At 66.7% G+C, this 26,096-nt stretch carries 20 protein-coding genes; 6 read left to right on the top strand and 14 right to left on the bottom strand.

All coding sequences use genetic code 11. From position 1 onward, the window contains the following. Nucleotides 1–13: 13 nt before the first annotated feature. The 7 genes from ACTOWY_RS25640 to ACTOWY_RS25670 all read right to left on the bottom strand — a co-directional run bounded on the left by ACTOWY_RS25640 (nucleotide 14) and on the right by ACTOWY_RS25670 (nucleotide 5,607). Nucleotides 14–1,060, bottom strand: a complete 1,047-nt coding sequence (locus ACTOWY_RS25640; protein ID WP_441312222.1) for a DegT/DnrJ/EryC1/StrS family aminotransferase — start codon at nucleotides 1,058–1,060, stop codon at nucleotides 14–16. A gap of 41 nt (nucleotides 1,061–1,101) precedes the next feature. Beyond that, nucleotides 1,102–1,641 (bottom strand): hypothetical protein, encoded by a 540-nt coding sequence (locus ACTOWY_RS25645; RefSeq protein ID WP_441312223.1) that lies wholly within the window; start codon nucleotides 1,639–1,641, stop codon nucleotides 1,102–1,104. Then, complete coding sequence (locus tag ACTOWY_RS25650; protein ID WP_441312224.1) at nucleotides 1,638–2,078, bottom strand: RNA polymerase-binding protein RbpA; 441 nt, start codon at nucleotides 2,076–2,078, stop codon at nucleotides 1,638–1,640. Before ACTOWY_RS25650 ends, ACTOWY_RS25645 begins: the two co-directional genes overlap by 4 nt. Further along, on the bottom strand, nucleotides 2,075–2,347 hold the full coding sequence (locus tag ACTOWY_RS25655) for a hypothetical protein (protein WP_441312225.1): 273 nt from the start codon (nucleotides 2,345–2,347) through the stop codon (nucleotides 2,075–2,077). Before ACTOWY_RS25655 ends, ACTOWY_RS25650 begins: the two co-directional genes overlap by 4 nt. Further along, nucleotides 2,344–3,456 (bottom strand): helix-turn-helix domain-containing protein, encoded by a 1,113-nt coding sequence (locus ACTOWY_RS25660; protein ID WP_441312226.1) that lies wholly within the window; start codon nucleotides 3,454–3,456, stop codon nucleotides 2,344–2,346. Before ACTOWY_RS25660 ends, ACTOWY_RS25655 begins: the two co-directional genes overlap by 4 nt. A 212-nt stretch (nucleotides 3,457–3,668) precedes the next feature. Next, nucleotides 3,669–3,935 (bottom strand): hypothetical protein, encoded by a 267-nt coding sequence (locus tag ACTOWY_RS25665; RefSeq protein WP_441312227.1) that lies wholly within the window; start codon nucleotides 3,933–3,935, stop codon nucleotides 3,669–3,671. A gap of 1,162 nt (nucleotides 3,936–5,097) precedes the next feature. Then, complete coding sequence (locus ACTOWY_RS25670) at nucleotides 5,098–5,607, bottom strand: hypothetical protein (RefSeq protein ID WP_441312228.1); 510 nt, start codon at nucleotides 5,605–5,607, stop codon at nucleotides 5,098–5,100. A 549-nt stretch (nucleotides 5,608–6,156) separates the two neighbouring features. Between ACTOWY_RS25670 and ACTOWY_RS25675 the strand changes: the two genes are divergently transcribed. Together ACTOWY_RS25675 and ACTOWY_RS25680 are read left to right on the top strand one after the other, a co-directional pair. Continuing rightward, nucleotides 6,157–7,065 carry a DUF5753 domain-containing protein gene (locus ACTOWY_RS25675; RefSeq protein WP_441312229.1) on the top strand — a complete coding sequence of 303 codons (909 nt, stop codon included), beginning with the start codon at nucleotides 6,157–6,159 and terminating at the stop codon, nucleotides 7,063–7,065. A gap of 19 nt (nucleotides 7,066–7,084) precedes the next feature. Further along, nucleotides 7,085–7,480 carry a DUF397 domain-containing protein gene (locus ACTOWY_RS25680; protein WP_247757848.1) on the top strand — a complete coding sequence of 132 codons (396 nt, stop codon included), beginning with the start codon at nucleotides 7,085–7,087 and terminating at the stop codon, nucleotides 7,478–7,480. A gap of 616 nt (nucleotides 7,481–8,096) precedes the next feature. On the opposite strand, the gene ACTOWY_RS25685 is transcribed toward ACTOWY_RS25680, so the two are convergent. The 6 genes from ACTOWY_RS25685 to ACTOWY_RS25710 are packed head-to-tail and all read right to left on the bottom strand — an operon-like array spanning nucleotide 8,097 to nucleotide 17,089. Next, nucleotides 8,097–11,099 (bottom strand): AAA family ATPase, encoded by a 3,003-nt coding sequence (locus ACTOWY_RS25685; RefSeq protein ID WP_441312230.1) that lies wholly within the window; start codon nucleotides 11,097–11,099, stop codon nucleotides 8,097–8,099. Further along, a complete protein-coding gene (locus tag ACTOWY_RS25690) occupies nucleotides 11,087–12,328 on the bottom strand; it encodes a metallophosphoesterase family protein (protein WP_441312231.1) in 1,242 nt (413 codons plus the stop codon). Before ACTOWY_RS25690 ends, ACTOWY_RS25685 begins: the two co-directional genes overlap by 13 nt. Nucleotides 12,329–12,344: 16 nt before the next feature. Continuing rightward, the gene (locus ACTOWY_RS25695; RefSeq protein WP_441312232.1) at nucleotides 12,345–13,664 is read right to left on the bottom strand and encodes an AAA domain-containing protein; all 1,320 of its coding nucleotides are present in this window, start codon (nucleotides 13,662–13,664) and stop codon (nucleotides 12,345–12,347) included. After that, nucleotides 13,661–15,130 (bottom strand): hypothetical protein, encoded by a 1,470-nt coding sequence (locus ACTOWY_RS25700; RefSeq protein ID WP_441312233.1) that lies wholly within the window; start codon nucleotides 15,128–15,130, stop codon nucleotides 13,661–13,663. The genes ACTOWY_RS25695 and ACTOWY_RS25700 overlap by 4 nt, the downstream gene beginning before the upstream one ends. Continuing rightward, nucleotides 15,127–16,254: a hypothetical protein gene (locus ACTOWY_RS25705; protein WP_441312234.1), complete on the bottom strand. Its 1,128-nt coding sequence runs from the start codon at nucleotides 16,252–16,254 to the stop codon at nucleotides 15,127–15,129. The genes ACTOWY_RS25700 and ACTOWY_RS25705 overlap by 4 nt, the downstream gene beginning before the upstream one ends. Nucleotides 16,255–16,291: 37 nt before the next feature. After that, a complete protein-coding gene (locus ACTOWY_RS25710; protein ID WP_441312235.1) occupies nucleotides 16,292–17,089 on the bottom strand; it encodes a hypothetical protein in 798 nt (265 codons plus the stop codon). 270 nt (nucleotides 17,090–17,359) lie between these two features. Here ACTOWY_RS25710 and ACTOWY_RS25715 point away from each other — a divergent pair, with 270 nt between their 5' ends. From ACTOWY_RS25715 to ACTOWY_RS25725, 3 genes are all read left to right on the top strand, one after another. Continuing rightward, nucleotides 17,360–17,950 (top strand): hypothetical protein, encoded by a 591-nt coding sequence (locus ACTOWY_RS25715; RefSeq protein WP_441312236.1) that lies wholly within the window; start codon nucleotides 17,360–17,362, stop codon nucleotides 17,948–17,950. 235 nt (nucleotides 17,951–18,185) lie between these two features. Then, on the top strand, nucleotides 18,186–21,119 hold the full coding sequence (locus ACTOWY_RS25720; protein ID WP_441312237.1) for an AfsR/SARP family transcriptional regulator: 2,934 nt from the start codon (nucleotides 18,186–18,188) through the stop codon (nucleotides 21,117–21,119). A gap of 84 nt (nucleotides 21,120–21,203) precedes the next feature. After that, the gene (locus tag ACTOWY_RS25725; protein ID WP_441312238.1) at nucleotides 21,204–23,363 is read left to right on the top strand and encodes an ATP-binding protein; all 2,160 of its coding nucleotides are present in this window, start codon (nucleotides 21,204–21,206) and stop codon (nucleotides 23,361–23,363) included. A 3-nt stretch (nucleotides 23,364–23,366) separates the two neighbouring features. Here the strand turns inward: ACTOWY_RS25725 and ACTOWY_RS25730 are convergent, their stop codons facing one another. After that, nucleotides 23,367–24,473, bottom strand: coding sequence for a ThiF family adenylyltransferase (locus ACTOWY_RS25730; RefSeq protein WP_441312239.1), 1,107 nt, complete (start codon nucleotides 24,471–24,473; stop codon nucleotides 23,367–23,369). A gap of 525 nt (nucleotides 24,474–24,998) precedes the next feature. On the opposite strand from ACTOWY_RS25730, the gene ACTOWY_RS25735 reads away from it, so the two are divergent. After that, complete coding sequence (locus ACTOWY_RS25735) at nucleotides 24,999–25,952, top strand: hypothetical protein (protein WP_441312240.1); 954 nt, start codon at nucleotides 24,999–25,001, stop codon at nucleotides 25,950–25,952. The last annotated feature ends 144 nt before the right edge of the window (nucleotides 25,953–26,096 follow it).

Consider the following 26,096-nt stretch of genomic DNA (forward strand, 5'->3'; position numbering starts at 1 on the left):
GCTTCTGGTTGGGCTACCGATTCCAGTGGAGTGCCGCGCGGTGGACCGTGGCGGCGAGTTCATGCAACTCCTCATCGGTGGAGCGCACGGAGAGGCTGACAGCCAGCGTGGTGTCCACAACCGCCCGTGCCCGCAGGCACGGTTGCCGGACGTACTCGGCGAACACCGGGGCCTGGTCGGCCGCGGTCAGTCGGTGGCTACCGACGCTGGTGGCCACCCCGTGCATCGTGGACAGGTAGGCACTGAATTCCCGAGGCTGTCCCAGATCGATCCGCAGCAGCGGGCTGTGCTGATTCCACAGCTCCGGCCCCTCCTCATGGATCAGCGTCAGTCCAGGAACGTCCCGCAGCAAGCCGGACAGCAACTGGCTGGCGCGCCGGTGTTCGCGGAGCGCCGGGGTCAGGCGAGCCAGGTTGGTGCGGGCGATCGCGGCCAGTGGCTCGGCTAGCCGATAGCTATAGCCCGCCGCGGTCAGCGGTTGGCCCTGCGCCGTCGCATCGAGGCCGTGCTTCCGCAACATGCGGCACTGCTCGGCGAACTCCTCGTTGTGGGTAAGCAGGAAGCCGCCCTCGCCGGACCACAACAGGTTCCCGTCCCGTGTGGAGAAGCAGCCAAGGTCACCGAGGGTGCCCGCGTATAGGTCGTCGGTCCGGGTGCCTACCGCGTGGGTGGCGTCCTCGATCACCCGAAGCCCGTGGCTGCCGGCGAGTTCGACGGTGCGGTAGACATCACCGGTGCGACCCCAGTGGTGGACCAGCAGCACAGCACGGGTCTTCACAGTGATCTTGGCGCGGAGGTCTTCCAAGTCCAGGCCCGCACCGCTGGGGCCGCAGTCGACGAAGACCGGCACCGCACCGACGTAGCAGACTGGCGCGATCGAACTCACCGGAGCGAGGGCGGGCACCAGTACCTCATCGCCGGGGCCAATGCCCAGGGCGAGCAGTCCGCAGTGCAGAGCGGCGGTTCCGCTGGCCACCGCCACCGCGTGTGGCATGCCGAAGAAGTCGGCCAGTTCGGCCTCGTACCAAGCAGTCTGTTGCGCGGGTGCACTGCGAGGCATCGCCTCCACGGCGTGGCGGAGATACTCCCATGGCGTCGAGTTCACGACGGCCCCGCCTGCCACAGCGTTACTCGCGGCTGGTCGGCCACGGGAAGTTCAGCCACCACATCGAAACTCCTGACAGCCCGGCCACGCCGCCCGCGAGGCAGGTCGCCGGCAAGGTTGGCCAGTAGCAGATCCTTGAACTCCCAACGGCTGTGGGCGGCGCTCGGCGGTGTGGCCAGTTTCCATGCCAGATCAACGTACTCGGCGATCCGCCGGTAGACAGAGCGTTGCGCCTCGCCATCCAGCTGGATGATGGTCTTGACAGGCATCCCCAGTGCGAACAAGCCGACCGACCGCAACGTGAGCGACACCCGTAGCGGGACCTCGAAGGGCCGCGTGGATTCCAACCGTTCCGTAGTGACCGCCTGCCAGAGTGGATGCTGCCGGAGGGTTTCGACGATCTTTGGTCGGTGAAACAGGTGCGCGAGTAGTTCCCACTGGCACAACGGCTTCAGGTCGACCAGTGACGGGTACAGGTCAAGGACTCGCCCAGTCTCCCTGCTCAGCGGAAGGTCAGGAGTGTATGTGCTTGTCATCGTCGATCTCCATGGTTTCCGGTAGGCCTTTGTCCTCCCATGGGCAGGATTCCCAGTGTTTGCAAGAACTTCTCGGTCTCGTTGGCTTGGTCGAGAAGCAGGCTGCCGCGGTGATTGTCAAGCCAGCCAAGCCGTTCGGTCAGCAATTGCTCCAGCTCGGCGCTACTGCGGCGTTCGCACAACATGTCCCAGTGTGTCCGTGGCGGTTTCCTTCGCGGTTCTTCGCTCGGCGAGGTTCCTGTCCGAGTCGATGTTGTGCTGTGCGAACGGCATTCCCATGTGGATGGTGGGTCCGCATCGTGGGCGAAGGGCATCTCAAACTGGTGGCCACGCGGGCAGTCGTACAGGACGACACGCCGGGCATGGACTTCGTCATGTCGGAAGACAGTCACCGGCCATTTTTCAGCACCGATACGGCGGAGCGACTTGCCTGTCACGACGATTCACCCCTCGGCGACTTCTTGACCAGCAACTGGACGATCTCGACGAAGGCTTTGTGCGCCAGGTCGATGCCATGCGCGGCGCGGCCGAGCCGGATCTGGATCTCCTCGGGCAGGTCGGCCATGCCCGCCATCAGGAGCGGCTGCATCTGCTCGTGCAGACCCTCGGAGTCGAACAGCTCGCCGACCTGCTCAGTCCGGCTCTGCTGGCGATGAAGCGGGAACACTTCCGCGAGGTGTGGCTGTTGCGTGTGATCGTCGCTCATGAATCTGGTTCCCGTCGCTGCTGCGTATCGAGCGCCTGATCCCTTCGTACGCCAGCACGGGGCCGCTTCTTGTACCTGCTGGCTGTGGTGGTGCTCAGCAGTACGCGTGCTCGGCGGTTGAGCCTGTTCACGGTGGCGTTCTCCGAACTGGCCTGCTCCTTGATCGCCTCCCATGCATTCTGGGCCTTGCCCACGACCGGCTTGGTATCGCGGAAGACCACCGACTCGGGTGTTCTGGCCATCAGCGGCGCGCTGTCAAACTCCAGCAGCGTCAAGGAACCCTCCACGCCTGGATGGGTGCCGGCGCTGAACGGCACCAGCTGCACCGTCACGTTCGGCAGCCCAGCTGCTGCGGCCACAGCCTGGAGTTGCTGGCCCTGGACTTCTGGGCTACCTACTGGGCGCCGCAGGACGCTTTCATCGAGCAGGCAGTGAATCCGTGGCTGGGGAGTGCGGGCGAGGATGAGCTGGCGGGTTGCTTGGACACCGACCAGGCGATCCAGGACCGGACCGGTCAGATCCGGGTGCAGGATGGGAAGCAGCGCTCGGGTATAGGCGGCGATCTGGAGCAGCGGGGGAATGAACCCGAGGTTGTACATGCGGATGACGGTGGCCTCGTCCTCCAACGGGATCTCCTCACGCCAGGCTCCCGGCAGCCAGGCGTTGAACGCCTGCCACCAAGGCTGAACATCGGCTTGGGCTGTCAGCTTGACCAGGTACTCACGCCTGCCCTTGGGCACCTGGTAGAGGGTGAGCAAGGTGTCCACGTCGTCCGGGATCAGGCCGCGTCCGCCGGTCTCCATGCGCTGGAGCTTTGTCACCGAGTAGCCGGTCTTGGCAGCGACCGCGGTCAAGGTCATGTTCTCGGCTCTGCGTCGGGCGCGTAGTTCCGCCCGTACCCGGTGCCCCGCGGGCAACATTGATCCCATGACGTTTGCTCCACTCGTTTCGGTCGCCACTCGGACGTGCCCTTGGCCGCTAGAATCATTCGGGGTCGAACAGTAGGAAATTGGAAGTTTCCTTTGCGCATAAGGATTCAATAATGTCCATAGTGGACGAACGACACCCGTGCGATAGTTCCTGGGCCTGACCGGGGTAGGTGTTCTCATAGCGCTTGCCCCGCCTCGGGTAGCGGTCCCCAAGGGGCTACGGCTCCGCCGACAGCACCGTCACCCGGGCCCGTCGTGAGGCGATCGCGGTCGGCGAGACAGTGGCGGCGGCAGCTGGTAACGGCTGGGCCGATCGAACTGCCAGTGGCAACCCGGGAGTTCGCAGGAGGCAACGCAATCCCGGTGCGAGTAGGTGGAAGAGTCGCCACGGGTCAACCCGCCTTCCGGCTGTGCTGCCCGTCTATAGGTTTCCCTCGGGGCGGGATGTCGTCTTGGGTCGCGAACTTGGGCACCGGGCGCGCGAGCCCCACTGTGGACAGGTAGGCCACCTGCCGCTGGCGTCTGGTCCGATGCGGACAGCTTTCGTCCGGGCACACGATGCGGTCGTAGGTGGCCCGGCCGTCCTTGGCACGGCCGATGAGCGTCTTGCTCCCGGTGTTCTGGCAGTGTTCGCAGGCAGCGAAGTGCGGTTCAGCCACCACGTCCACCCCGCTTCCACAGAATCGGGAGAACAGCCAACACGATCCTGCTGGCGAGAATCACGAGCCCACCGATCGCGCGGGCGAGTAGCGCTTCGTGCGCGAGTGTGGTCAGCGCCCGGGTGCCAATCTGTTGGCGGGCAAAGGCTTCCGGGGTTGGGGACTGATGACACCTACGTCGGAGAGTCGATTGATCCGATGCTGGGGAAGTCGAGCAGCTGGAGCAATCTCCAGGGCAAGACCCACATGGCGATGAGCACGAAGCCGATCGAGAACCACGATCCGACGACGAAGGGGACAGCGACTCCCCAGAGCCACCGTGTGCTGCCGATTCGAAACGGGTTGGAGAGCCACGGCCCGGCTCCGATGGGACGTCGGAGCCGGGCCGGGCCGGGGGCGCTGGCCGGTTGTGGTACTGGCCTGTCCGGCCAGCGGCCGCACCCGCTTGGGGGTTGGTCATGCTGAGCGCTGAAGGAAAGTGCCCCGGACGCACGGGCGGTAGGCTGAGGAGCTGTTCCGCGACGATGGTGAATCCGCCGATGGCGCGCCACCGCTGTAGTTCGGCGGGCACGGTGAAGGGCTTGGTGTCGTCGTACGGCGATGCCGCGATGACGCGGTAGGCCAGCGCGCCGTCAGCGGAGGCGATGACGACCTCACGGTGCCCAGCCCACCAGCGCGCCCACCGCATTGCCGGGCGGCCGGTGCTGGGGTCAGTGACCTTGTCCTGCAGAAAACCCTTGCGCCGCAATCGCTCGGACATTTCGCGGATGGCGCGAGCCTCGTCATCGATTGGGAGAGGGCCAGCAGGGAAGGTGGGCGGTGTCATGCGTCCTTCCCCTCGTTGCTGTGGGGAGGCAGTTCGTACCCGGGGCCACGTGCCCATTGGAGTGCGTTGTCCAGGGACACGGCGAGACGGACCACAGTGGTGCCCGGGTCGCGGGGAAAGTCCGCAGTGGGTCCGCCTTGAAGCCGGATGAGCTGGGCGTCGCCGAGTTCTGGGAGCGTGATGACGTCGGTGGCGTCGGCGCCGTGCCGGACGAGCGCGTTCTCGGCGACTCCGACGCCGGCCTGCGGTATGAGAGACCATCCGGCCTGGAGTGCTTGGGCGATTGGTACGGCGTAGGGGTCGGATTCCTCGGTACGTAGGTGGCGGTCCATTGGTTCACCCCGCTACGGGGAGGGCCGGGCCTGCTGATGCTGCCTGCATAAGTCGGACCGGACGGGCTGAGGAGATGTCGATCGCGGTTGCGATCGTGCCGCGAAGGCGCCCAACTTCCAGGGGATGTAGGAGCGCGTGCTCGCCTGGTGGCGATACGAGCTTGATGGGTTCGCCCAACTGGGAGGTGACCGTGATCGTGCGCTCGCGCCCAACGGTGTCAGCGCACTTCACGGTGGAGTGGACCACAACGTTGGAGCCGGTGATGGCGTAGCTGACCGGGCACGAGAGTTCGTCAATGGGCTGGCCGAGACTCCGGAGGACAGCCCGACGGAGCCGCGCGCGGAGCTGGTGTGCTTGAAGGACGTTGAGAAGGGCGATCTCGCCGGGCGGAACCACGAGAAGGGTGTCGCCGTTGGCCAGCGGCGTGACCGCGATCGATCGGCCGCGCCCGCACACGTCGCGGCAGGGAACCTTGATGGTCTCGGGCGTGGCCGGGACAGTAGCCCAGGTCATGGTCAGCTCCTCTCGAACGGGACGGATGCGGACTCGCACGCGCGACTCAGGGGGAGCTTCGGCGGCGGGGACGTGGGTGTGCTCATCGCCTGCTCCGGTGCCGTCCGCGGTGTGGAACCCCAGCGGCACGAAGGTCGGGGGACTCCGTGCCGCTGGGGGGCTGCATATCAAGTGGGGTGTTGGCCAGCCGGTGCAGGACGCGGGTAACAGCGTTCGCGTGGCGACGTTCAGCGCGCCGGTCCGAAGCAGCAAAGGACTTTGCGGCTACGGCGCCGATGAGGACCAGCACAGCAAGCAAGATCAGGAGTGCAACAGCAAGACCTCCTGCGATCTGCGTCATTGCACACCTCCTTGATCTTGCTCCCACCCCGGTCGGGTAACCTGCCGACGAACATCGCAGCTCGATAATTTTAGTGTGATACCACTTCGCTTGATAATCAAGCTAACTCGACGCATCCAAACGGGTACAGTCGAGCGGCACGCTGAGTGACTGAGGGATGATGATCCGGATGCTCAACGCTCGGAGCCGATAGAGGAAGTGAGTCTGCGGTGAGTGGTGGACGCCCTGCTATCCGCACGGGCAAGAAGCTTGTGCTGGGCGCTGAAATCGCCCACATGATCCAGGCCGCCGACGTCACTCAGGCGGTCGCGGCCAGCTACATCGACACCGGGCAAGGCCGGATTGCTGGTTTGCTCAAGGGAGCTGGCTCCATCACAGTCGGTGACCTGGAGCGACTGGCGAACAAACTCGGCTTCACCGATCCCGAGTACCACGCTGTGCTCAGGGATCTTCGACGCGACAACCACAAGCGTGGTCACTGGGACAGTGGCTACCGTCGCGCCTATCACGAAGACATGCGCCTACTCGTCGACGTGGAGTCGATGGCCGAAGAGATCCGGGCTGCGGTAGTCGAAGTACTGCCCGGACTGGCGCAGACCCGCGCCTACATCGAGGCGCAACTGGAAGGCGCTGGCGAAGACGGCGGGGCAGAGGCTACTGAAGGCCCTACCTTCGAGGACTACGTAACGGCACGATTGGCACGTCAGGAGATCCTGGATGGGCCCAACCCTCCCATGGTGCGCTGGGTGATGTCGGAGAGCTGCTTGCGTCGCGTGTGGGGCAGCCGTGCCGTCATGGCGAAAGCGATTCGGCACGTGGTGAAGCTTTCGCGGCGGCGCAACGTCTTCGCACAGGTCCTCCCGTTCGATGCCCCGGCAGAGCGGCGCTCATCGATCGGCAACCGATTCACGCTGATGCGCGTGCCGAGTCCCGGCGTGGCCGGCCCCGTTGACCTGGCGTACGTCGAAGGTGAAGGCCGGATCAGCTACCTCGACGACAAGAAGGCGTTGAAGGCACACGACGCCGCGTGGTCACGGCTGACTGCGGCCGCGCTGAGCTACTCGGAGTCACGAGAGTTCATGGAGCACGTCGCCGAGGAGTTCGAGCGGAGTGCTTGAGCACGAAAGGAGTTGGCGCATGACCACAGGTCCTGCGGCGTTCGCCGAGGACGAGTTCATGAAGGCGAAGCGGAGTGATCCGAAGAAAGAGTGCGTAGAGGTGGCCCGGCGGGACGGCTGGGTTGAGGTACGAAACTCTCGGATGACATGGCGTGCGAAGGACGACCATCGGTTGAGGTTCACGGCGACGGAGTTCGACGCGTTCCTCGAAGGTGTCCGATGTGGACAGTTTGATGGTCACTGCATCGAGATCGTGCTGACAGGTCATGGTCTGTACCTGTTCCGCAGCACGGTCGGTGAGCAGGGCACGCCAGAACTGGAGTTCACCGCGGGTGAGATCGAGGCGTTCCTCGGTGACGTGCGGGACGGCGAGTTCACCGAGAGCGCGATGCTCGCGCGACGGATGGCTGCCTGATCCACTCGCGTGGGACTGAAGGGCTGTGACCGCCTGGCGGTCACAGCCCTTCGTCATGTAACCAGCATGAGTGCTTATCCGAGAAGTCGGAGTGGCTCCTGGTGAGTTCGGGTGCGATAGCGCTTGACCTGACGAGGCCCCGCGCCAGGTCCGTCTGTTGTTCGTGGGCCGTACCAGCAACGTCGCTGCGGCCCATTTCCGGCAACTTAATCTGCTTCGCTGCGCCTCCCACTCTCCTCCTCGCTCATCTGGGACACCTCATCTGGTCTGGACGCGCCGTCCAGACCCCACACGACCACCAGCCGCATCTCGCCGAGCAGAAACCGACTTGGAGTCGCCTCCCGCGTGGCCTTTTGCTGTCGCGCGTCGAGCCTGGATCACCAGTGCAGCAGGCCGACATGATCTCCGCATTGCTGATGCCCAACTGGGCGGCCCGTAGTTGGTGCGGCTTGCTGGCCGTCTCGGGCGGGCCGGTCCAGCTGCGGGCTACTGTGCGGTCAGGTCCAGCAGCGTCTGCACCGACAGTGTCACCAACGTGGGCAGTTCTTCGCCCCAGGACTATCCGGCGATCAACTTGGTCAGGTGGTCGGACAGCTGCACCGTCAGGGTGGCGAGACTACTCAAGCAGGCCGGTCACCAACTCGTCCGTGATGGCCTGGTTTCGCTCGGCGGATGTTAGCCAGCGGGCCTGACTGCCGCCAAGGGCCTTCGTCACCAACAGCACGTCGTCCACGTTCTCAGCGACCGCGCGCATGTGGCTGATCACGGCCACCAGACGCCCGCCGCCGGCCTGGTGAGCGAGCGCGTCCAGCGCCTCGGAGAGGACGTTGGTGTCCAGGGAACCAAAGCCCTCGTCGAGGAACAGGGCCTCGACCCGACCACCGCCGCGTGCGGTGAGTTCTACGAGCGCCAGAGCAAGGGCCAAGCTGGCCAGGAAGGTCTCGCCGCCGGAAAGCGTCTTGACCTCACGCGGTTGACCTGTCTGGTTGTCGACGACGCGGAAGTCGTCGAAGAACGCGAAGCGGGACCGCGTCATCGACTGGAACAACTCCGAGGCGATGCCCAGCAGCGCGCGCTGACGGCGTTTAACCACGGTGGCGACGAACTTGCCGTCCGCCAGCAGTGCGGCGAGTTCGTGGAGGCTGTCGACTGCGGGCGCGGCGCTGGAGATTCGGTGGTCGAGTTCAGCGCAGAGCGGTTGCTCGGTCACTGCCTTGCTGCGATCCCGTTCGGCAATGCGCGCGTCGCTGGCTGCCTCCACCAGCAGACCGCGCAGCGTCTCCTGATCCGCAACGTCGGCCTCCTCGAGTTTCTGCGCCGCGTCAACTGCGAAGGACTCAGCGAGTCTGTCCTGCGCCGCCGCGGCATCCGCACACCAGTTGACGATGGCCTTGGCCGAGGCCAGCACGCTCGCGGCCCATCGTGCATCGCCGGCAAGGGTGCTCGGGACTGGGCGCTCGGGTGCTGGCGGGAACTCGGCCAGCATGACCGTGTCGAGGATGTGCTCCGCCACGATCTCGAAGCGCCGACCCAGCTGATCGGCAGGCTCGTCGATGGTGCTCCGATGATCGTCGTCAAGCCGCTGTTTCTCGATACCTGCCTGCTTGAGCTGCTCCTGGACAGTATCCAGTTCCTGTGCGAGGGCCCGCAGTTCGTCCCTGCGCAGGCGGGCACGCTGGAGGCTCTGGTCAAGCTCAGGAAAGTGCAGGTCTCCGTCAATCCGATAGGCAGCCGGGACGGTGCGCTGTGTGTCGGCAACCTTCTCCCGTCGCTGGTCCAGGTCCTGCTGCGCCACGACCAAGCCGGTCTCGCGGTCGGTGAGCGCGCGTTGCAAGTGGACCGACTCGATGTCGTGTTCGTCCAAGGCGCGCTGGGCTACCGTGGCTGCTTGGACGGCCTTCTGTAGTTCGTCGTCGGCCCGATTCACCGCTGTCTGAACCGCGGTGAGGACCGTCGCGTCATTCTGGTCAAGGTCAAGCTCTGGCAGCACTTCTCTTGCCGCGGCGTACTTCTCTCGATGGGCGGTGCGTGCCGTCTCCAGCGCCATTGCCGCTGTCTCTACCGTTGCCTGGCCGGTCTTGAGCGCCGCAGCCGCCACGGCATGTTTGGCGTCCATTGCCTTGGCACGCCTCTGTGCGGTGGTTCGAGCGCTACTCGCTTGCTTCGTCTCGGTCGTGCTCGGCGCAACGAAGTCGGTGGGCAGCGGCCGGATGCAGATCGGGCAGGGATCCCCGGGGCCGCTCGCGGATGCGGCATGAGCCGCGGCGTCCGCGCGCTGCACCGTGGCGAGATGCTGTTCTGCGGTCTCGAACTCGATTCTGGCCTGTTCTGCGGTCTGTTCTGCCTCGCCCGCTTCCAGCGTGCGCCGACGTAGCTCCGCACGCGCTGACACGCCCTTCTGTTCCGCGGCGGATACTGCATCGAGTGTCAGTCGGGCGTTGTTGAGCAGCGTGGCGCACCGGCCGTGTTCCTGCTCCGCGGAGTCACGTGTCTCCTGTGCGCTGGCGGTTCGATTCTGTGCCAGTTGAGCTTGCTCGGCGAGTTGCTCACGGTCGTGAGCACGGCGATCGAACTTGGCGCGGTCTTCGGCAATGGCCGCGCGTTGTCCACTGAGATGGTGCTCGGCGCCCGCGATGCCGGGCAGTTGACCAAGCACCGAGGCCAGTGTCGCGGCTGCCTCAGTGGCTTGCGTCATTCCGGTGCCTTCGGCGTCGGCGCGAGCCAGGATTCGCTTGAGGTCACCCTCCTTGTCCTCAAGCAGATCGAGTTCTGTCTCGACTTCAGCAAGGTCGCTTGCCAAGCCGGTAGCGAGATCGATCAGACGGTCGTACTTCTGTGCGGTGTCAGCCGGGATCCGCGTGCTCAGGTTGCGCGCCGCGGCACGGTACTCCGCAGCCTTGTCCGTCGCTGCTTGCACCGCCTGGGTGGCGTTTTCGACCGCACGTTGGACCTGTTCGAGTTGTCTGCCGCGTTTCGTCGCGGCGTCCAGGCGCTGGGTGGCGTCGTTGATGGTCCCTGCCGGGTCTGGCAGCAGGCGGGCGCGGTGCAGTCGTGTCTTCTCCAGCAGCGGTTGCAGCCGCTCGTGCAGTCGGGTGGCCTCCTTGCGTACCTCGGTGATCTGGTCGAGTCCGAGGATGTCCTTGAGGATGGCGGTGCGGTCGGCTTCGCGGGTGTGGAGCAGCTCTTGGAAGCGACCCTGTGGAAGCACGACTGCCTTCAGGAAGGCGGAGTGTTTCAGGCCGACGAGGTTCTCGATGGCTTTGTTGACCGGGGCCGCGTTGTCGAATCGGGAGTTGTCGTCGAGTCCCTCGAGCTGGTGGATCGCCGGGGGATAGGTGCCGACAGAGTTGGTTCGAGTGACGCGCCAGGTCTTGCCCTTCGCCTGGAAGGTCAGTTCAACCCGGAGGGTGCCATCGCCACCGTCAGCAACCAGCGCCTTGCCGCTCCCGGCGTTCCAGGTGCATGCGCCGTAGAGGGCGAAGCACAGCGCTTCCAGTAGCGACGACTTGCCCGCGCCGGTGTCGCCGACGATCGCCATCAGGTTCACGTCGGTGAAGTCGATCTCCACCTCAGAGAGGTAGGAACGAAGCCCTGCGAGTTTGAGTTTCAGTGGCCGCATGGCGACTCCAGCGGTTGGGTGAGTAGGGATTCCTCTGGCAACGGTGTTTGCTGTTCTTCCTCGATGCGTGTCAGCACGGTCGTGAACGCAGCCATGAGCCGGTCCGCGGCAACGGTGTTGCTGCCCTGGTCGGCGAGGAAGTCGCGGAAGTACTCGTTGAGGTCCGGTTCGGCGTCCGCGGAAACGCTCTGCTTGTTGAGCACTTCCAGCTTCTGGTCCGCACAGATCCCTTTGACGTCGAGCACGACCGCGTCGGGGAGCAACCCGAGGACTTGCTCGGTCAGGTTCGGCAGGTGGGTCGGCGTGTGGACGGTGACCAGGCACAGTTCACGGCCGACGGCCGGCGCAAGTGCGCGCAACTCGTCGAGGGTGCCGTCCAACCGTCGCAGTGGACGCCCGCCGCCCAGCTCGGCGAGTTCGATGTCGGCTTGCTGACCGGGTCGCAGATCGACGAGGACGACGCTTTTCTGTTCACCGGCCTCACCGAAGTCGAGCTGGATCGGCGACCCCGCGTATCGGCCAGGCACTCGGGTACTCGGCAACCGCTGGGGTTTGTGGATGTGGCCGAATGCGGCGTAACCGACTGCAGGCACATGCTTTGGGTTGGTGGCATAGAAGTCGGCTACGTGTGCCGACCGCTCGCTTCCGTTGATGTGTGCGCCGCTGACGTACTGATGCGCGGCGAACATCGCGATGTCGCGGCGCGGGTCGAAGCCGCGCAGCAGTTCGGCGGCCAGTTCCTGCTCCATCCGGCCGATCCGCTCGGCATACGCGGCGCGCCAGTGGTTGACGTCGTCGAAGGCATCGACAACGCGGTTGGCGTGTACGAACGGGAGCACCGCCAGTCGCAACCCGGTGCCATCGCCGCAGGGGAACCTCAGCACACCGCCTGCGTCGGGGTTCCGCGGCTCGTCAACGAAATGGATTCCGTGGTCGATACCGAAGGCGTGGCTGAAGAACTGGAACATGGCCGCCGAGTCGTGGTTCCCTCGAACGACGACAACCGGGGCGATCGCGGCCACTTCCTTGAGCACGGTCACGACCTTGCCCATGTCCTCAATGGACGGTCGGGCGTGGTCGAACAGATCGCCGGAGTGCACGATCAGGTCCGGTCGTTCGCTCCGGGCCAGGGTTATGATCTCCTGTAGTACGGAGTCGTGGTCAACGGACCGGGACTGCCCGTAGGTCGTCCGACCGACATGCCAGTCGGAAGTATGCAGAATTTTCACTGTCCCACTCCTGGGGTCAGGGCGCGGCTACTCGGTGAGCGCGCAGATGCGCGAGCATGGCCTGGTTCGCTTCCCAGCCGTCCGGAAACTTCGCCGGCACGTCAATGTGCATTGGTTCAGAGGAAGGGTGGGCATCAAGCAGCTCCTGGATTCCGGCCCGTGCCACCACGATGCAGGCGTGCCGGTGCCGGGAGGTGAGCACACAGAGCCGCCCGGACTCCAGGTGGAACGCCGTGGCGTCCCTGCGTCCGGACAACGGATGCAGCACGAGCGTCAGGTCGTATTCGCTGCCTTGCAAGCGATTCGCAGTGTCGACTGTGATCGCGGGAATACCGCGGTCCCGCAGCGCCAACCGGATCGCAGCGGCCTGGTCCCGGTGCGCGGCACCGATCGCGATCCGGTCAAGGGTGACCGGGGATCCAGCCGGATCCAGCTCCGACCGCGCGACAGCCCCGCGTTGGAGCACCCGTTCGGCCAGATCGACAACGGCGTGTACCGCCTCGGTGTCCGTACGCAGCGTGTGCCGCGCGGGCAGTTCGTACAGAGCCCAGCCGGTGCGGGCGGCGGTATCCAGCGTTTCGTCGTCTGGGCGACCGAACCCTCGGGTCTGGTAACTGAGCTGCCGCACCCCCGCGGCCGTGGCTGCGCGGAATCCAGTGAACGGGTAGAACGCTTCGGATACAGGTGCTGCTGCCGAGGTGTCCAGCCGCCAGGACAGCGGTAGCTGATGGACGGGCAGTCCGGGGTTGTTGCGGAGCACTGCCGCGACTGCACTTTGCATTGGATCCCAGCGCAGGCCGGTCCACCGGTCGATGTCCACGGTCGAGAATGGGTCCAGCTGGCCGGGGTCGCCGACGAACAATGCCCGGTCGAAGCGGGGGGCGATGCGCAGCAGCATGTCCGAGCGCATCTGGTACGCCTCGTCGAGGATCGCCCACGGCCATCGGCGGTCGGTGATGTGCACCCATTTCGCCGCCGTGCCAACGGTTATCTGAGGCTGGCCGAGGTCAGTAACGTTGGTGGCGACAGCGACGTTGCTGTGGTTGACCCGGGGTGTGGGCACGTAGTCCTGGGCAGACAATCGGCCGATCAGCACTGCGGGGGTCACACGCGCCATCCGGTCGACGAGGTCGTCGACCTGTTCGTTGGTTTGGGCGACGACCATTACTGGCTCGTGGTTTTCCGCGAGCCGGGTGGCGGCTTCGACCACAAGGGTGGACTTGCCCGCGCCCGGCGGGGAATCCACCACGACACCAGGAGATCCGCCCGTGGTGAATTCGGTCAGCACCGCGGTGATGGCGGTACGCGCCTCGGTGGCAGCGTCCTCCCCGATCATGACCACTCCTCCGCCGCGTCAGTGTCATTGACCGGACCCGGCTGGACCGGTGGTCCGCCGTGTGTCCACGGCGTGTCCTCTCTGTCCGGGAAAGTTCCGCGGGGCTGGAAACTGTCGGTGAGGTTGCTGAAGCAGACCCGGTCGCCCACGGCGGGCACGCTGCGCGGTGCAGGCGTTCTACCGCGGCCCATGCCGCCGGCGAGCTGCACCGTGATCTCCAGCTCGTCAGCCGTCGTGGCGGTCATGGAAATGATCTCGGCGCGCTGCTTCGGGCGCGTCTGGTCGTGCAAGTTCGCCTCACCCGGTTGAAGCCGGACGCGATCGCTGGTGGCGACCGTGATCAATGGCCGCAAGACAGCACCTCGTCCCGCACCAATTCGTCGGTCCGAGAGCACGGTGGTGACCGTGCCGACGAACGCGTCACCGCTGAGGCGGTGCTCAGCCATGACCAGCGGATCGTCGAAGGCGCGCTGTGCGTCGTAGGCGGCCTGACGTCGTTCGAGATCATTGAGCCCGATCGCGGCGGCAACGGCGCTGTCCCGTTTCGGCTGCGGGAGGCCGCCGGTAGCGACACGGTCGTGGAACCTCAGATAGTCCTCCCTGTCTCGCGACCAACGAGCCGCCACATGCTCTCCCGCCGGCAGCTGTCGAAGCCGGTCGATGACACGCCACAGCAGGTGCCAGGTGGGGTCAAGCTGGCCAAGCAGCACGCCCTCCAAGCGGGCGATGGCTCGCGCCTGTCCGGACCTACTGGCCGCGGCGTCGTACTCGGCAATGGCTGGCGCCAGGACCTCGCGATCGAAAGTGGGGTCAGTGACGGGGCCGGCCGGAGGGCAGCGGATCGGATCCTCGGCCACGCGCGCGGCTTGCGGACCGGTCATCCCCGGCGGCGGTTCAACCCAGCCGAACTGGGCGGCCAGTTGACTGTCCTCGTAGGCGCTCTGCCCAGTCGCCCAGTGCTGCGCCAGCACGTCAGTAGCGGCCAGCAACATCGATGAGCCTGGGTATCCCGCGCGTTCGGCGAGGAAGCTCAGCCAGGTGCCGAGTCTGGGCACGGAAACAGACACGGCGTAGGGACCGGTGGTGCGACGAAGCCGGGTGGACCTCCCGAACAACCGGAGGCAGTCGATGCCTGCGCGGCTGGGCACCCACACCTGTGGGGCTTCCACCGCGTGCCCGGTGGAGGTGAGGAAGGTGGAAAGGTAGTTCAGGACAACGAGGGCGAGCGAGTCGGCGAACTCGAAACGCTGTGTCCGGTTCCGTGGCTGCGGAACAACTATGAGTTTCGGGTTTGTCCGGTCCTGGCCCACCAGGATGGCCAGCGGTGCGTTGGCCTCGCCGGCCATTGCCAGTGGCACGCAGACCAGCGGGCGGTCGGCGATGTGGACGTGCCGCACGGTGGTTATCGGCTGGGCGCGGCCGAGGTGAGCCGCGTGGGCGCGAGCCAGCGCGGTGAGCGTGCTCATGCGACCCCGCCAAGGCATTCCTGGCGTAGCGCGTCAGCGAGCCGCAGCAGTTGCGCCGCCTCGAGTTGGTGAGCACCCGGCATCAGCGTGCCGTCGGCCAATCCGAGGGCGACGGAGAACGTGTCGATCCCAGCCAGATCCTCCTGGACGGACCGGCCGAGCGCGGCAGACTGTCCCTGTGCGCCTGCTCGGCAGAAGCGACCCATCTCGCAGGTGGCGAGGCATTCCGGTGCGTAGCGGGCTTCGAGCTGTCCAAGCGCGTCGACCAGTTCGGCGACCGGCCGCGTCGCCTTGCCCGTCTCATCGGGCCGCAGGTCGAGGGTCAGGCCAGCTGGCAAGGTGGACATGATCGTATCGATGCTGGTGAGCCGGGCAAGCTGGCGTCGCACGACCGTCAGTTGCTTGCGCACGTCGAGCAGGGCGGCGGTCGGCCAGTTCGAGAAGTCCTCGGGGCACACCAGGATCACCTGGTGCGAGACGAGTTCCGGGTCGGCGCCCCACTGTGTGAGGAGGTCGCGTAGTGCCAGGACGTAGACGGAGGACTGGATCGCCGCCGCGGCGACCTTGCTTCCGTCCGCCTGCCGGTCGATGATCGGGAAGGACTTGATCTCCACAACGTGGAAGCGATCCCGGAGCTGGAACGCGATGAGGTCCGGCTCGAGGTACACGTTGCGCCCGCCGATGTCGATCCTCAACAGCGGGTGGTCAAACAGGGTCCCGGCGTCGTGGTTGGAGTCCGCCGCATGCGCCAGCAGTTGGCGCGAACGGAGGTACCGCGCCTCCAACGTCTCGTGCCCAGCAACGCTGTTGAGGTCGTCGTAGGACACCTCCGGCAGCGGTAGCCCAAGCTGTTCACGCAGAAGGCGCAACAATTGAGCACAACCGTTCGCCTTGACGTGCGCCTCAAACGCGTTGCCGCGCGCGAGGGCGAAGTTCGACATGCCGAACGGAATGGCGAATCCGAGGTGTTCGGCGAGCGCCTGCTTGTCAACGGCCGCCCCGTCCAGGACGGCCCTGCGTGCGCAGCCTGGGTTGCTGGTCAGCGCGGCGATGGTCCGCGCGTTGTGTTTGAGTGGCTCGGCCGATCCGCGGATGCGGTCGAGCCGGGCGTTGATGTCCTTCACTGTCTTCCTTCGCGGGGGAGCGCGGGAGAGAGTTCGTTCAAGCGTCGTTCTTGGTGCGGTGCACGAGCTTGAGTGCCGAGCCGAACAGCTGATGGATCTCATCGAGCTGCGTCCGGCCTCGGGATGCCGCCGCCGCACGGTGTGCGTGGTCGGCTTCGTGGTGGATGGTCAGTTCTGATTTCGCCGCGTCGGCAACCTTGGCCGGCACCATGGCCTCGAAGGTTGTGGTGGCGCCGGGGATGTTCGCGGCGAACTGCCACAGCAGCCGCTGCGCGGGCAGAGTCGGTTCCGCGATCCGGCTGACCTGATCAGCCAGCCTGATGGCCGCGGTGAGGAAGTCCACGCGTGGACTGAGTGGTCCTATGACGCGCTGCGTCAGCGGCCAGGTGGAGACCGCCAGTAGGCCGCGGGCAGGCACGAGCCGGTCCGCGGTCAGAGCACTGCACAGGTAGTACGGGCGGGCGTGAGGCGAGGACCGAAAGGAACGTTCCTCGTCGCGGCGCAGACTGGTCAGCTGGGTCCCGACCAGTTCGCCCGCGAAGAAGGCGCCATGTACGGCGACGATCAACTTGGGTGAGGCCGGAATGCCGAGAACAGTGAGGGCCTGGTGCACCTGGTCCCGGATCGACACCATCGGCCCTGAGGTACTGGACGGTGCCGGCTCCTTCGCCGGCTCGGTCAGCGCCGTGATGGCCTCGCCCCAGGCGTCCTCCGCCTTGCGTAGATCAGCGCGCAATTCGCCTGCTCGGACTCGGTCGCCGGACATGGCCGCCCGTCGCACCGCGTTCCGGAGATCGCCGATGCGGCGCTCCAGGTCCTCCAGTGACTCCGCCATGGCCGGAACCGTAGCAGAGTTCCAAGATATTCCAGTAATTGCCACTCTTTTGAGTATTTGTGCAGGTAGATGCTCTCTTGATCAAGAGTGTCTGATGTGCAGGAGCGTCACGACTACTCGGCAGATCACGACCTAGCCAGGATCAGTCGTCCGAGGAGGACTACGGCGCACGCGAGGGGCAGGTCCCGACGAGATGTTCGTCGAGATGGTCCGGACCGAGGCAGCCGGATGACCTTCAGTCAGCTACTCGGGAACGGCAGACTGATCACCATGAGCGTTCCCGACCACTCCCGTAACCACACCGCCAGGCCTGGCTATCAACTGCACGACGCCGTCGACCTGCCCGGCTGGGAACAGCAAAGCATCTGGGGCTGGGACGAGGGCAGCAGCAGCTTCTACGCCCAGCTCTGGCGCAACGACTCGACCTCCGACGCGCCGGAGATCTGGCTGACCGGCGCACGCAAGCCCTACCCCTGGCCCGGCTGCATCGCCCTGGAGATCGTCGAGCGCACCCAAGCGGACGCACTGGCCGTCGTTCAGGCGATGGGCATCGCGCACCCTGAGCCGACGTTGCGCACCGAGAATGAGATCATGCAGCGAGCTGGCGAGCTGAACCCGCTTCGCGATCGAGGCGACTATGTCAAGGGGCAGATCCACGCTCTGGCATGGACGCAAGGACTGGCCGAATTCACTTCCGGCACTCGCACCGAATGGGGCAAGGACCGCCGCCCGACCCCGGCGCAGGCCGACGCCGAACACCACATGATTACCGGCCGCGTCTATCTCGGCGGCACCGAGTTCGACGGCCAAGACTTCTTCAACGGTGCAGACGAAGCGCTCTGGTGGGCGCTGGGCCGGTAACCAGCCACGAACCTGCAGCAGCATCCGATTGCTCATGGCGGCCGTCCACGAACTCGTTCCCGGGGCGAGGACTGTCACCGCGGACGGCCAGGCCCTCGGTGTCAACGCCGAGGGCCTGCCGCTCCGGCGTCCCACGGGGACACTCGCCCGAAAGCGGTAGATCCTGGCGACATCAGCCCAACCGCCAGGCAGTGCGGCTACCCTGGCCGGATCTATCGCGGGTGAGGGGACGCTGATGGATTTTCTGCTGTTGGGACCGGTGGAGATCCTCGACGACCACGGCAAGGGTGTTCCGCTCCGCGCCCAGCAGGACCGGGCGCTCCTGGCCTTGCTGCTGTTGGCGGAGACGAGGCAGATTCCCAGAAGGCGGCTGTGTTCCCAGCTCTGGGGTGACAAGCCGAGCAAGACCGGCCTGACCGATCTTGCCAAGCGGCTGCGTCACCTCTTGCAGCGCACCTTCGGGGACAGGGCCGACCTGCCGCAGCTGCCGGACGCCTACAAGCTCACCGTGGACCGGCGGCATGTGGACTACTGCCGTTTCCTCGACCAGCTCGGCGCCGCCCGCGCGCACACCGACCCCGCCAAGGTCGCCGTAGCAGCCCAGGCGGCCCTCAATGAGTGGCAGCAGGGTGCGGGTACGGCGTTGCAGAACCTCAGCGAGGACCAATCCTGGTTGGGCACCGAACGCCAGCGCCTCCAGCTCCGGCGCGGGGAAGCATGGCATCTGCTGCTGGCAGCCCGGCTATCCCTGGGGCAGCACCGCCAGGTGTTGTCCGAGATCGACGAGCCACGATCCCTGTTCCCAGATGATCAGGATCTGGTCGGCTACCAGCTCCTGGCCCTGTATCGGGCTGGGCGACCGACCGAGGCCGAGCGGGTCTACGACACCTTCCGGACCTACCTGGCGCGCGAGCATGACACCGAGCCGGGGAGGGAGTTGCGCAACCGGATCGAGCAGATCCGGCGTGCCGCTCCGGAACTGGATGCGCCCGCGCCTGCGCCTGCCGTCACGGACTTCACGATGGGTCCGCCGATGGCCCTGGGCCCCCGGCCACGGTTGGTTGGGCGGAAGGTGCAGGTCGACTGGCTGCTTGAGCGCCTCCAGTCCTCGCCTGAGCAGCGAGTGTTGCTGATCGGCACGAGGGTTAGCGGTCGGGCCGGGGTCGGCAAGACCACCCTGGCCGTCTACGCCGCGCATGAGGCGCTGGATCGGGGGTGGTTCGGCGGTGGGGTGTTGTTTGTCGACCTGCGTGGCCACTCGCTCCAGCCAGAGCTACGCCCAGAGGATGCGCTGTTCACCCTATTGACGCAGCTGGGTGTGCCCGCCGACCAGAGTCAGGAGGGTGACCGCGCAGCGTTGTTCCGCTCGGTGCTGGCCGCCCGTGCCCGCGCGGGCCAGCGGGTGCTGATCATCGCCGACAACGCCGCGAGCAGCGATCAGGTGCGCCCGCTGTTGCCGGGCAGTGCGGCCCATCGCGTGATAGTCACCTCCCGCTGCTCCCTGTCCGGCCTGGACTGCTTGGAGCAGTTGGACCTGCAGATCCTTACCCCGGACAAGGCGGTGCAGCTACTTGACGATCACCTGCGCGGCTCCCGGCATGGGGATCAGCGGATTGCCACCGAACCAGGTGCCGCGGCTGAGGTGGCCCGCTGGTGTGGGTATCTGCCGCTGGCGTTGAAGATCGTCGCGTCGTTGCTGGCCGATGCGCCGGAGCGGCCGGTAGCCGAGTTGGCTGAACTGTTGGCAGACAGTGCCAGCCGGTTGCAAGAACTTCAGCACGACGACCACCTGGGAGTCCGGGTTGCCTTCTCCCTGTCCTACCAGGTTCTCAAACCCGAGCAGGCACGACTGTTCCGGTTGCTGGCGCTCAACCCCGGCGCGCAGACCAGTGTGGAGGCGGCTGCCGCGTTGATCGACCGGCCGCTGCGCACCACCAGCCGGTTGCTGGCTGAGCTTCGCCGGGCCAACCTGCTGGAGCCGGGTATTCCGCCAGTAGGGTGGTGGCGGTTCTATGACCTCATTGGTCTGTATGCCTACGAGCGTGTCCGGGAGGAGGAATCCGCTGAGGATCAGGACCAGGCCAGCACCCGGTTGATGGAGCACTATCTGGAAACCACCGGAGCTGCTGACGCCTGGCTAAACCCGACTACCGGGCCGGATGCGCGATCGGAGCGATTCGGCGGGCGTGACGCCGCACTGGCGTGGTTGGACATCGAGTACCCCACCCTGGTCGCGGCCGCGGCTCGGGCCGTTCTCTCCGGAGACGGTCGCCATGCCCATCAGCTTGCGGCCCGGCTCCAGCGCTTCTTCCTGCTCCGAAAGCACGCAGCGGACTGGATCACGGTCCAGCGGGATGCGCGCGCCGCAGCCGAGCACACCCATGATCCCCAGGCGCTGGGCCAAGCGCTGAATGACTTGGGGGAGGCACTTGCGTTTGCGCGATGTTTCGACGAGGCGATGGACCACTTCCAGCTAGCGCTGGCGATACGCCGTGAGGTGCTCGATCGTCACGGCGAAGGCCGGACCCTGAACAACCTCGGCGTCGTTTACCAGGGTCTGCGGCGTTTCGACGAAGCACTCGACCACTTCCAGCTAGCGCTGGCGATACGCCGTGAGGTGCACGATCGTCACGGCGAAGGCCAGGCCCTGAACAACCTCGGCAACCTCTACGAGGACCTGTGGCGTTTGGACGAAGCGCTCGACCACTTCCAGCAGGACTTGCTCATTTGCCGTGAGGTGCAAGATCGTCACGGCGAAGGCCAGACCCTGAACAACCTCGGCGTCGTTTACCAGGGTCTGCGGCGTTTCGACGAAGCACTCGACCACTTCGAGCAAGCGTTGGAGGCGCACCGTGAGGTGCACGATCGTCACGGCGAAGGCCAGACCCTGAACAACCTCGGCAACCTCTACCGGGGTCGGCGGCGTTTCGACGAAGCACTCGACCACTACCAGCAAGCCCTCCCGTTGCTGCACGACGCAGCCGACGGGGTAACGGAAGGCATGGTGTGTCTAGGTCTGGCGCGGGTGTGGCAGGACCACGGTGATCATGTGGAGGCGCGGCGGTGGTGTCGGCAGGCCCTCTCCGGTGTGGCGGAGTTCTCCGACCCCAGCGCCCAGAAGCTTGCTCAGCAGGCCCAGGAGTTGCTTGACCAGCTCAACGAGTCCTGACCCGGGCCTGGGGATGCTGGTCCGACCGGGTGGCCTCCGCCAGATCCCGCATAGCGTGCTCAGTGACCGGGCGAGACTGGATAGGTGACCGAGCGGATCGACGTGCGCAACCAGATCAGTGGCAGCGTCACCGGACATGTAGTGCAGGCTGGCACCATCCACCAGCTCGTCCTGTCCCCGCCCGCCCCGCTGCCAGCCGCGTCGGCGCCCCGACAGCTTCCCCCGGCGCTGCGGGACTTCGCCGGGCGCGCCGATCAGCTCGCCGCCCTGGACACCCTGCTGAGCACCCACCCCCGCCCCAGCCCCGGAACCATGGCGCTGGCAGTGCTGGACGGTACCGCCGGAGTCGGCAAGACCACACTGGCCGTGCACTGGGCGCACCGCGCGCAGCACCACTTCCCCGACGGCACGTTGTACGCCGATCTACGCGGCCACGGTCCCAGCACCCCGGTCGCCCCGGCACTGGTGCTGGCCGCGTTCCTCCGCGATCTCGGGGTCGCCGAGGACCGCGTCCCCGCCGAGCTGGATGCCCAGACCGCGCTGTACCGGTCACTGCTGGCCGAGCGGCAGACGCTGATCCTGCTGGACAACGCGGGCAGCGCCGACCAGGTCCGGCCGCTACTGCCCGGCGCCCCAAAATGTCTGGTGCTGGTAACCAGCCGGGCAAACCTGACCGGGCTGGCCGTGGCCGAGGCGGCGACCCCGCTGACCGTGGACCTGTTCACCTCCGCCGAAGCCGAGGACCTGGTGCGCGGGATCATCGGCCCGGAGCGAGCCGACGCCGAAGCCGCCGCGGTGGCCGAACTCATCCGCCTCTGTGCGCGATTGCCACTGGCCTTGCGGGTAGCCGCCACCCGCATCGCCGTGCGCCCGCACACCACCGTCGCCGATGTGGTGGAGGACATCACCAGCGAGGAGAGCCACCTGGATACCCTCAGCAGCAGTGGCGACGACCGCAGCGCCGTACGCACCGTCTTCGACTGGTCCTACACCCAGCTGCCCGCCGACCAGGCCCTGCTGTTCCGGCGACTGGGCTTGCATCCCGGCCCGGAGTTCGGCGTCGAGGCCGCCGCCGTGCTCGCCGGCATCGAGCCTGCCCGTGCCTACCGGCTGCTAGAGGCTCTCACCGCGGCCCATCTCGTGGAGCCGGTCGGGCGCAGGCGCTACCGCTGCCACGACCTGCTGCACGCCTACGCCGCCCACCGAGCCGACCACGACGACACCGCCGAGGATCGACGGTCGGCAACGGTCTCCGTGATCACCTGGTATGCCCGCATTGCCCAGTTCGCCGACCGGCTCGTCTTCCCCGGCCTGTGGTTCCTCGACAGCACGCTGGCGCAAGTGGGTGCCGACGTGCCGTTGGCTGATCGGGTGCAGGCGCTGGCCTGGTTGGATGCCGAACTGGACAACCTGGGCACCGCCCTAGGCGCTGCGGTCCGTCACCAGCTCCACGAGCCGGCTCTCTGTCTCGCCGAAGCCGCGCGGTTTCTCACCTTCCGTCAACGCGCGCTGTGGGCGGTGCGGGTGGACATGCACACCCACGGTGTCGACCTCGCCCAGCGGATCGGAAACCGGGCCGCGGCGGCATGGTTGTTCACCCTGCGGGCCAACACCTACTCGGATCTGGGGCGGCTTGCCGAGGCGGAGGCCGACTACCGCAGTGAACTCGCCCTGGCCGAGGAGCTGGATAACCCCAGGCGGCACTACGGCGCGCTCGTTGGTCTCGGGCAGGTGCGGCAGAGCCAGCAGCGCTTCGAGGAGGCGCTGGCCTACTTCCGGCAAGCGCTGCCGACGGCCCGGCGGGTCGGTGGTGGGCGTCCGGAGGCGATCGTGGAGGCCAACCTCGGCGAGATCAGCCTGGAACTGGGCCAGTTCCGGCAAGCCTTGACCCATGCCGAACGGGAACTCCAGCTACGCCGTCAGGCCGGAGACCAGGTCGGGGAAGCCGATGCGATGCACCGCACCGCGGTGGCCCGGCAGGCGCTGGGCGAGCACGAGCGGTCGATCGACATCGCCGGTCGCGCCGCCGCGCTGTTCCGGCAGTTGGCCGGGGCCGAGCAGTACCTCGCGACCGCGCTGGTGACGGCGGCGACCTCCTGGGAACACCTCGGTGATCTGGCGCGAGCACACCAGCTTCTCCAGGAGGCCGCCGCGCTGCTTGACGGCTTCGACGAGGCCCAAGCCGAGGCCCTGGCCACCCGGGCCGCCGACATCCAGCACAGGGTCGGCGGCGGGCAGCGATGAAGGTCAGACGCCGGCCGGGCCACAGGTCGGGCAATCCCACCGTGGTTCCGCTGGACCGACCGTGGAACTTTCGCGCAGCGTGGCCAGGTTGACGCCGATCTCGCAGTTGGTTGGCAACGCTGGAGCGCCGGTGATCAGGCTCATCACCGCGTGCGCGGCCATCAAGCCTGCCGTCCCCGCCGACGAGATGTTCGCGGCCTGCACCGGGGTGGCCAGATCCGCGCCGGGCCACAAGGTCACCGGCGGCTGCTCCGCTCGCCGTTGCCGTTGCGCGGCCAGAGCGCAGTCATAACAGGGCCCGGGGCCCGGACGGTACAGGCCGATGTTGACCTGCGGTCCGTGGTAGCCCGCGTGCACCCAGGCGGTGCCGGTCTCCTGGCAAGCCCGGTTGGCCCAGGACCGGATCTCTGGCGGGTCGTCAGCCGTGACCAGCAGGACATGACAGCCGATGGCCAGCCGGCGCAGTACGGCGGGGCCGTCGATGGTGGTGCGTTCCCCGGTGATCTCGATGGTGGAGTTGTGCGCCCGCAGGCGTTCTACAGTCACCTCGACCTTGGGACGTCCCAGGTCGGCTTCAGTGAACAGAATCTGGCGGTTGAGGTTGGACAGTTCCACCCTGTCGGGATCCAGGCAGTGCACGTGGCCGACCCCGGAGACGGCCAGGGCCAGCGCGGCTATGCCACCCGCGCCGCCGGTCCCGGCGACCGTCACGTGCGCCTGCCGCAACAACTTCTGGGCTGCCCAGCTCGTCGATCGCGGGAGGCGGTCGACCCACCGGAAGTACGCCTGGCCGCGGCCATACCGTTCCCGCTCTGCCGCGGACAGCTCGACGGGGTCTGGTTCGGCGGCGTCTTCGAGACGCCCGTCCTGACGAAGGCAGTCGAGGTCCTCCAGCACGTCACCTCGGGTCTTGCCGGGGAAACGGTGGACCAGGTCGGCGACCACCTGGTCCACCGTGCGTGTCCCGTCGAGGGTTCCGGCCAGCGCCCACACCCAGCCATCCGGATCCCGGACATCGCCGGCGATGCTTGGGATGTTGCCGCCGAAGCGGACGCGATCAACGCCGTACCGCACGGGCTGGTGCTCGAACTTGATTCGTGGCCGCTGCATGGAAACTCCTCAACCTGGTTAGCCCTCTTGCTTGGCGCCGCTGAAGCTCAGCTCCCGCTCAATCTCGATGAACTCGATCAATGTCATGCACCCCCTTCCCAGCGATCGCACAGCGGAGGAAGGCGGCCACGGCCAGACAACCCCGGTGGGGCGGGCCGGCCTCGGCTGACGGTGTGTGGAACTCCGGCGGATTCATGGCGTTTCCCCCACCTCCGGTACTGGACGTCCATGAGCATCGCCGGTCGCGCCGGGCGGAATCGGGGACGAAGACCGGGGCCAGAACAGGGACATCGCCATGCCCGAAGCGACAGCGAGAAGGGAGAAGACCTCCATGCTCGGCCCCGGTCGCTACCCCGTGTTTTTGGTGTGCCGGTGGTGCCGCAGAACAGGATCGGCCCACGTCAGAGCCGTCGACTCACCCGCTCGCACCTGACGAATGCTCAGGACCAGTTGCCCACCGCCCTATTCCCGTCAGAGCGGTCAGTTGGTAGATGTCATTACGTGCGAAGTCAGGGCAGCCCAGGTGTGCGTTCCCTCCGTGGCCGCCTCGAACTGCGCCAGCGCACCCTGCGCGCGCTGGTCGACACCGGCCTCGACGCCGCTGTGCGACGCGCCAGACAGCGGATCTGGCGCCACGGACCGCACCGGGTCCGCCTGCGTCACGGTTTGCTCGCCCGCGCAGGTCCTGACAAGCCGCTGCCGCCGCTGCGTCGGATCAGCGCGCCCCGCAGCCTGGCGGTGCAACTGCAGCTAATGGCGCTGTTCGAGGCCCAATGCCCCGGGGCGCGCGCCGGGGAGCCGAGCAGGCGGCCGCTGGTGGACCCCCGGACAGTGGGTGAGCCGTCCTGGGCCGAGCTGGTGTGTTCACTCGCCGCTAACTCCTCCGGCATGGTGCGCGGGGCGACGGCAAAGCAGAACCGGGTCCGCCAGCTCAAGCACGCCCTCGCCCGGCTGGCCGACCACGGCATGATCGAAGCGGGCGTCGGCTACCACCGCTTCGCCGGGTTCCGCCTGCTGGACGAGACCAGCGCCGAGGCGCCCTACTCGGTGCCGGAGATCAACAGCTCGGTCACGGTGCCTGCCGAGTTCTTCCTCAACGGCTGGGTCCACGCGCTGACCGACAACGAGATCAGCCTCTACCTCGCCCTGCGGTTCCTCGCCCGCTCCCTGGGGCCCGTAGAACCCGGCTCCAACCTGTTCCTGGCCCAGCGGATGAGAACGGAGACCTTCGGGTTCGACCGCGCCACCTATGAGGCCCACCGCATGCTCGTGCGCTGCGGGCTGGTCACGGTCACGATGGACCCGCTCCGTAACCCTGGTGACGGCACACTCTCCGGATCACGTAAAGGCACCACCAGCCAATACCACCGATTCACCCTCAACGACGACACTCTCCGGCAGCAGGGAGCGAGCACCGTCATCGACGCGCTGACCCGCCAACTCGCTGGCCAGACCCTCTGGGACGTCCTGCCCGCCTGACGCCGAATCGTCGTTCGTAACGCGACCACCATCGGGCGGCGCACAGTCGCGGTCACTCTCCGGCCTGGTCGCAGAACTCGAAGACGCCGAGCGCGCCAGCCTCGCCAAGCGACGAACCCGCGTCGTTCCGATCGGGATGCCGTC

Origin of the sequence: Crossiella sp. CA198, assembly GCF_052078295.1 — a bacterium.
In the GTDB taxonomy this organism is placed as follows: Bacteria; Actinomycetota; Actinomycetes; order Mycobacteriales; family Pseudonocardiaceae; genus Crossiella.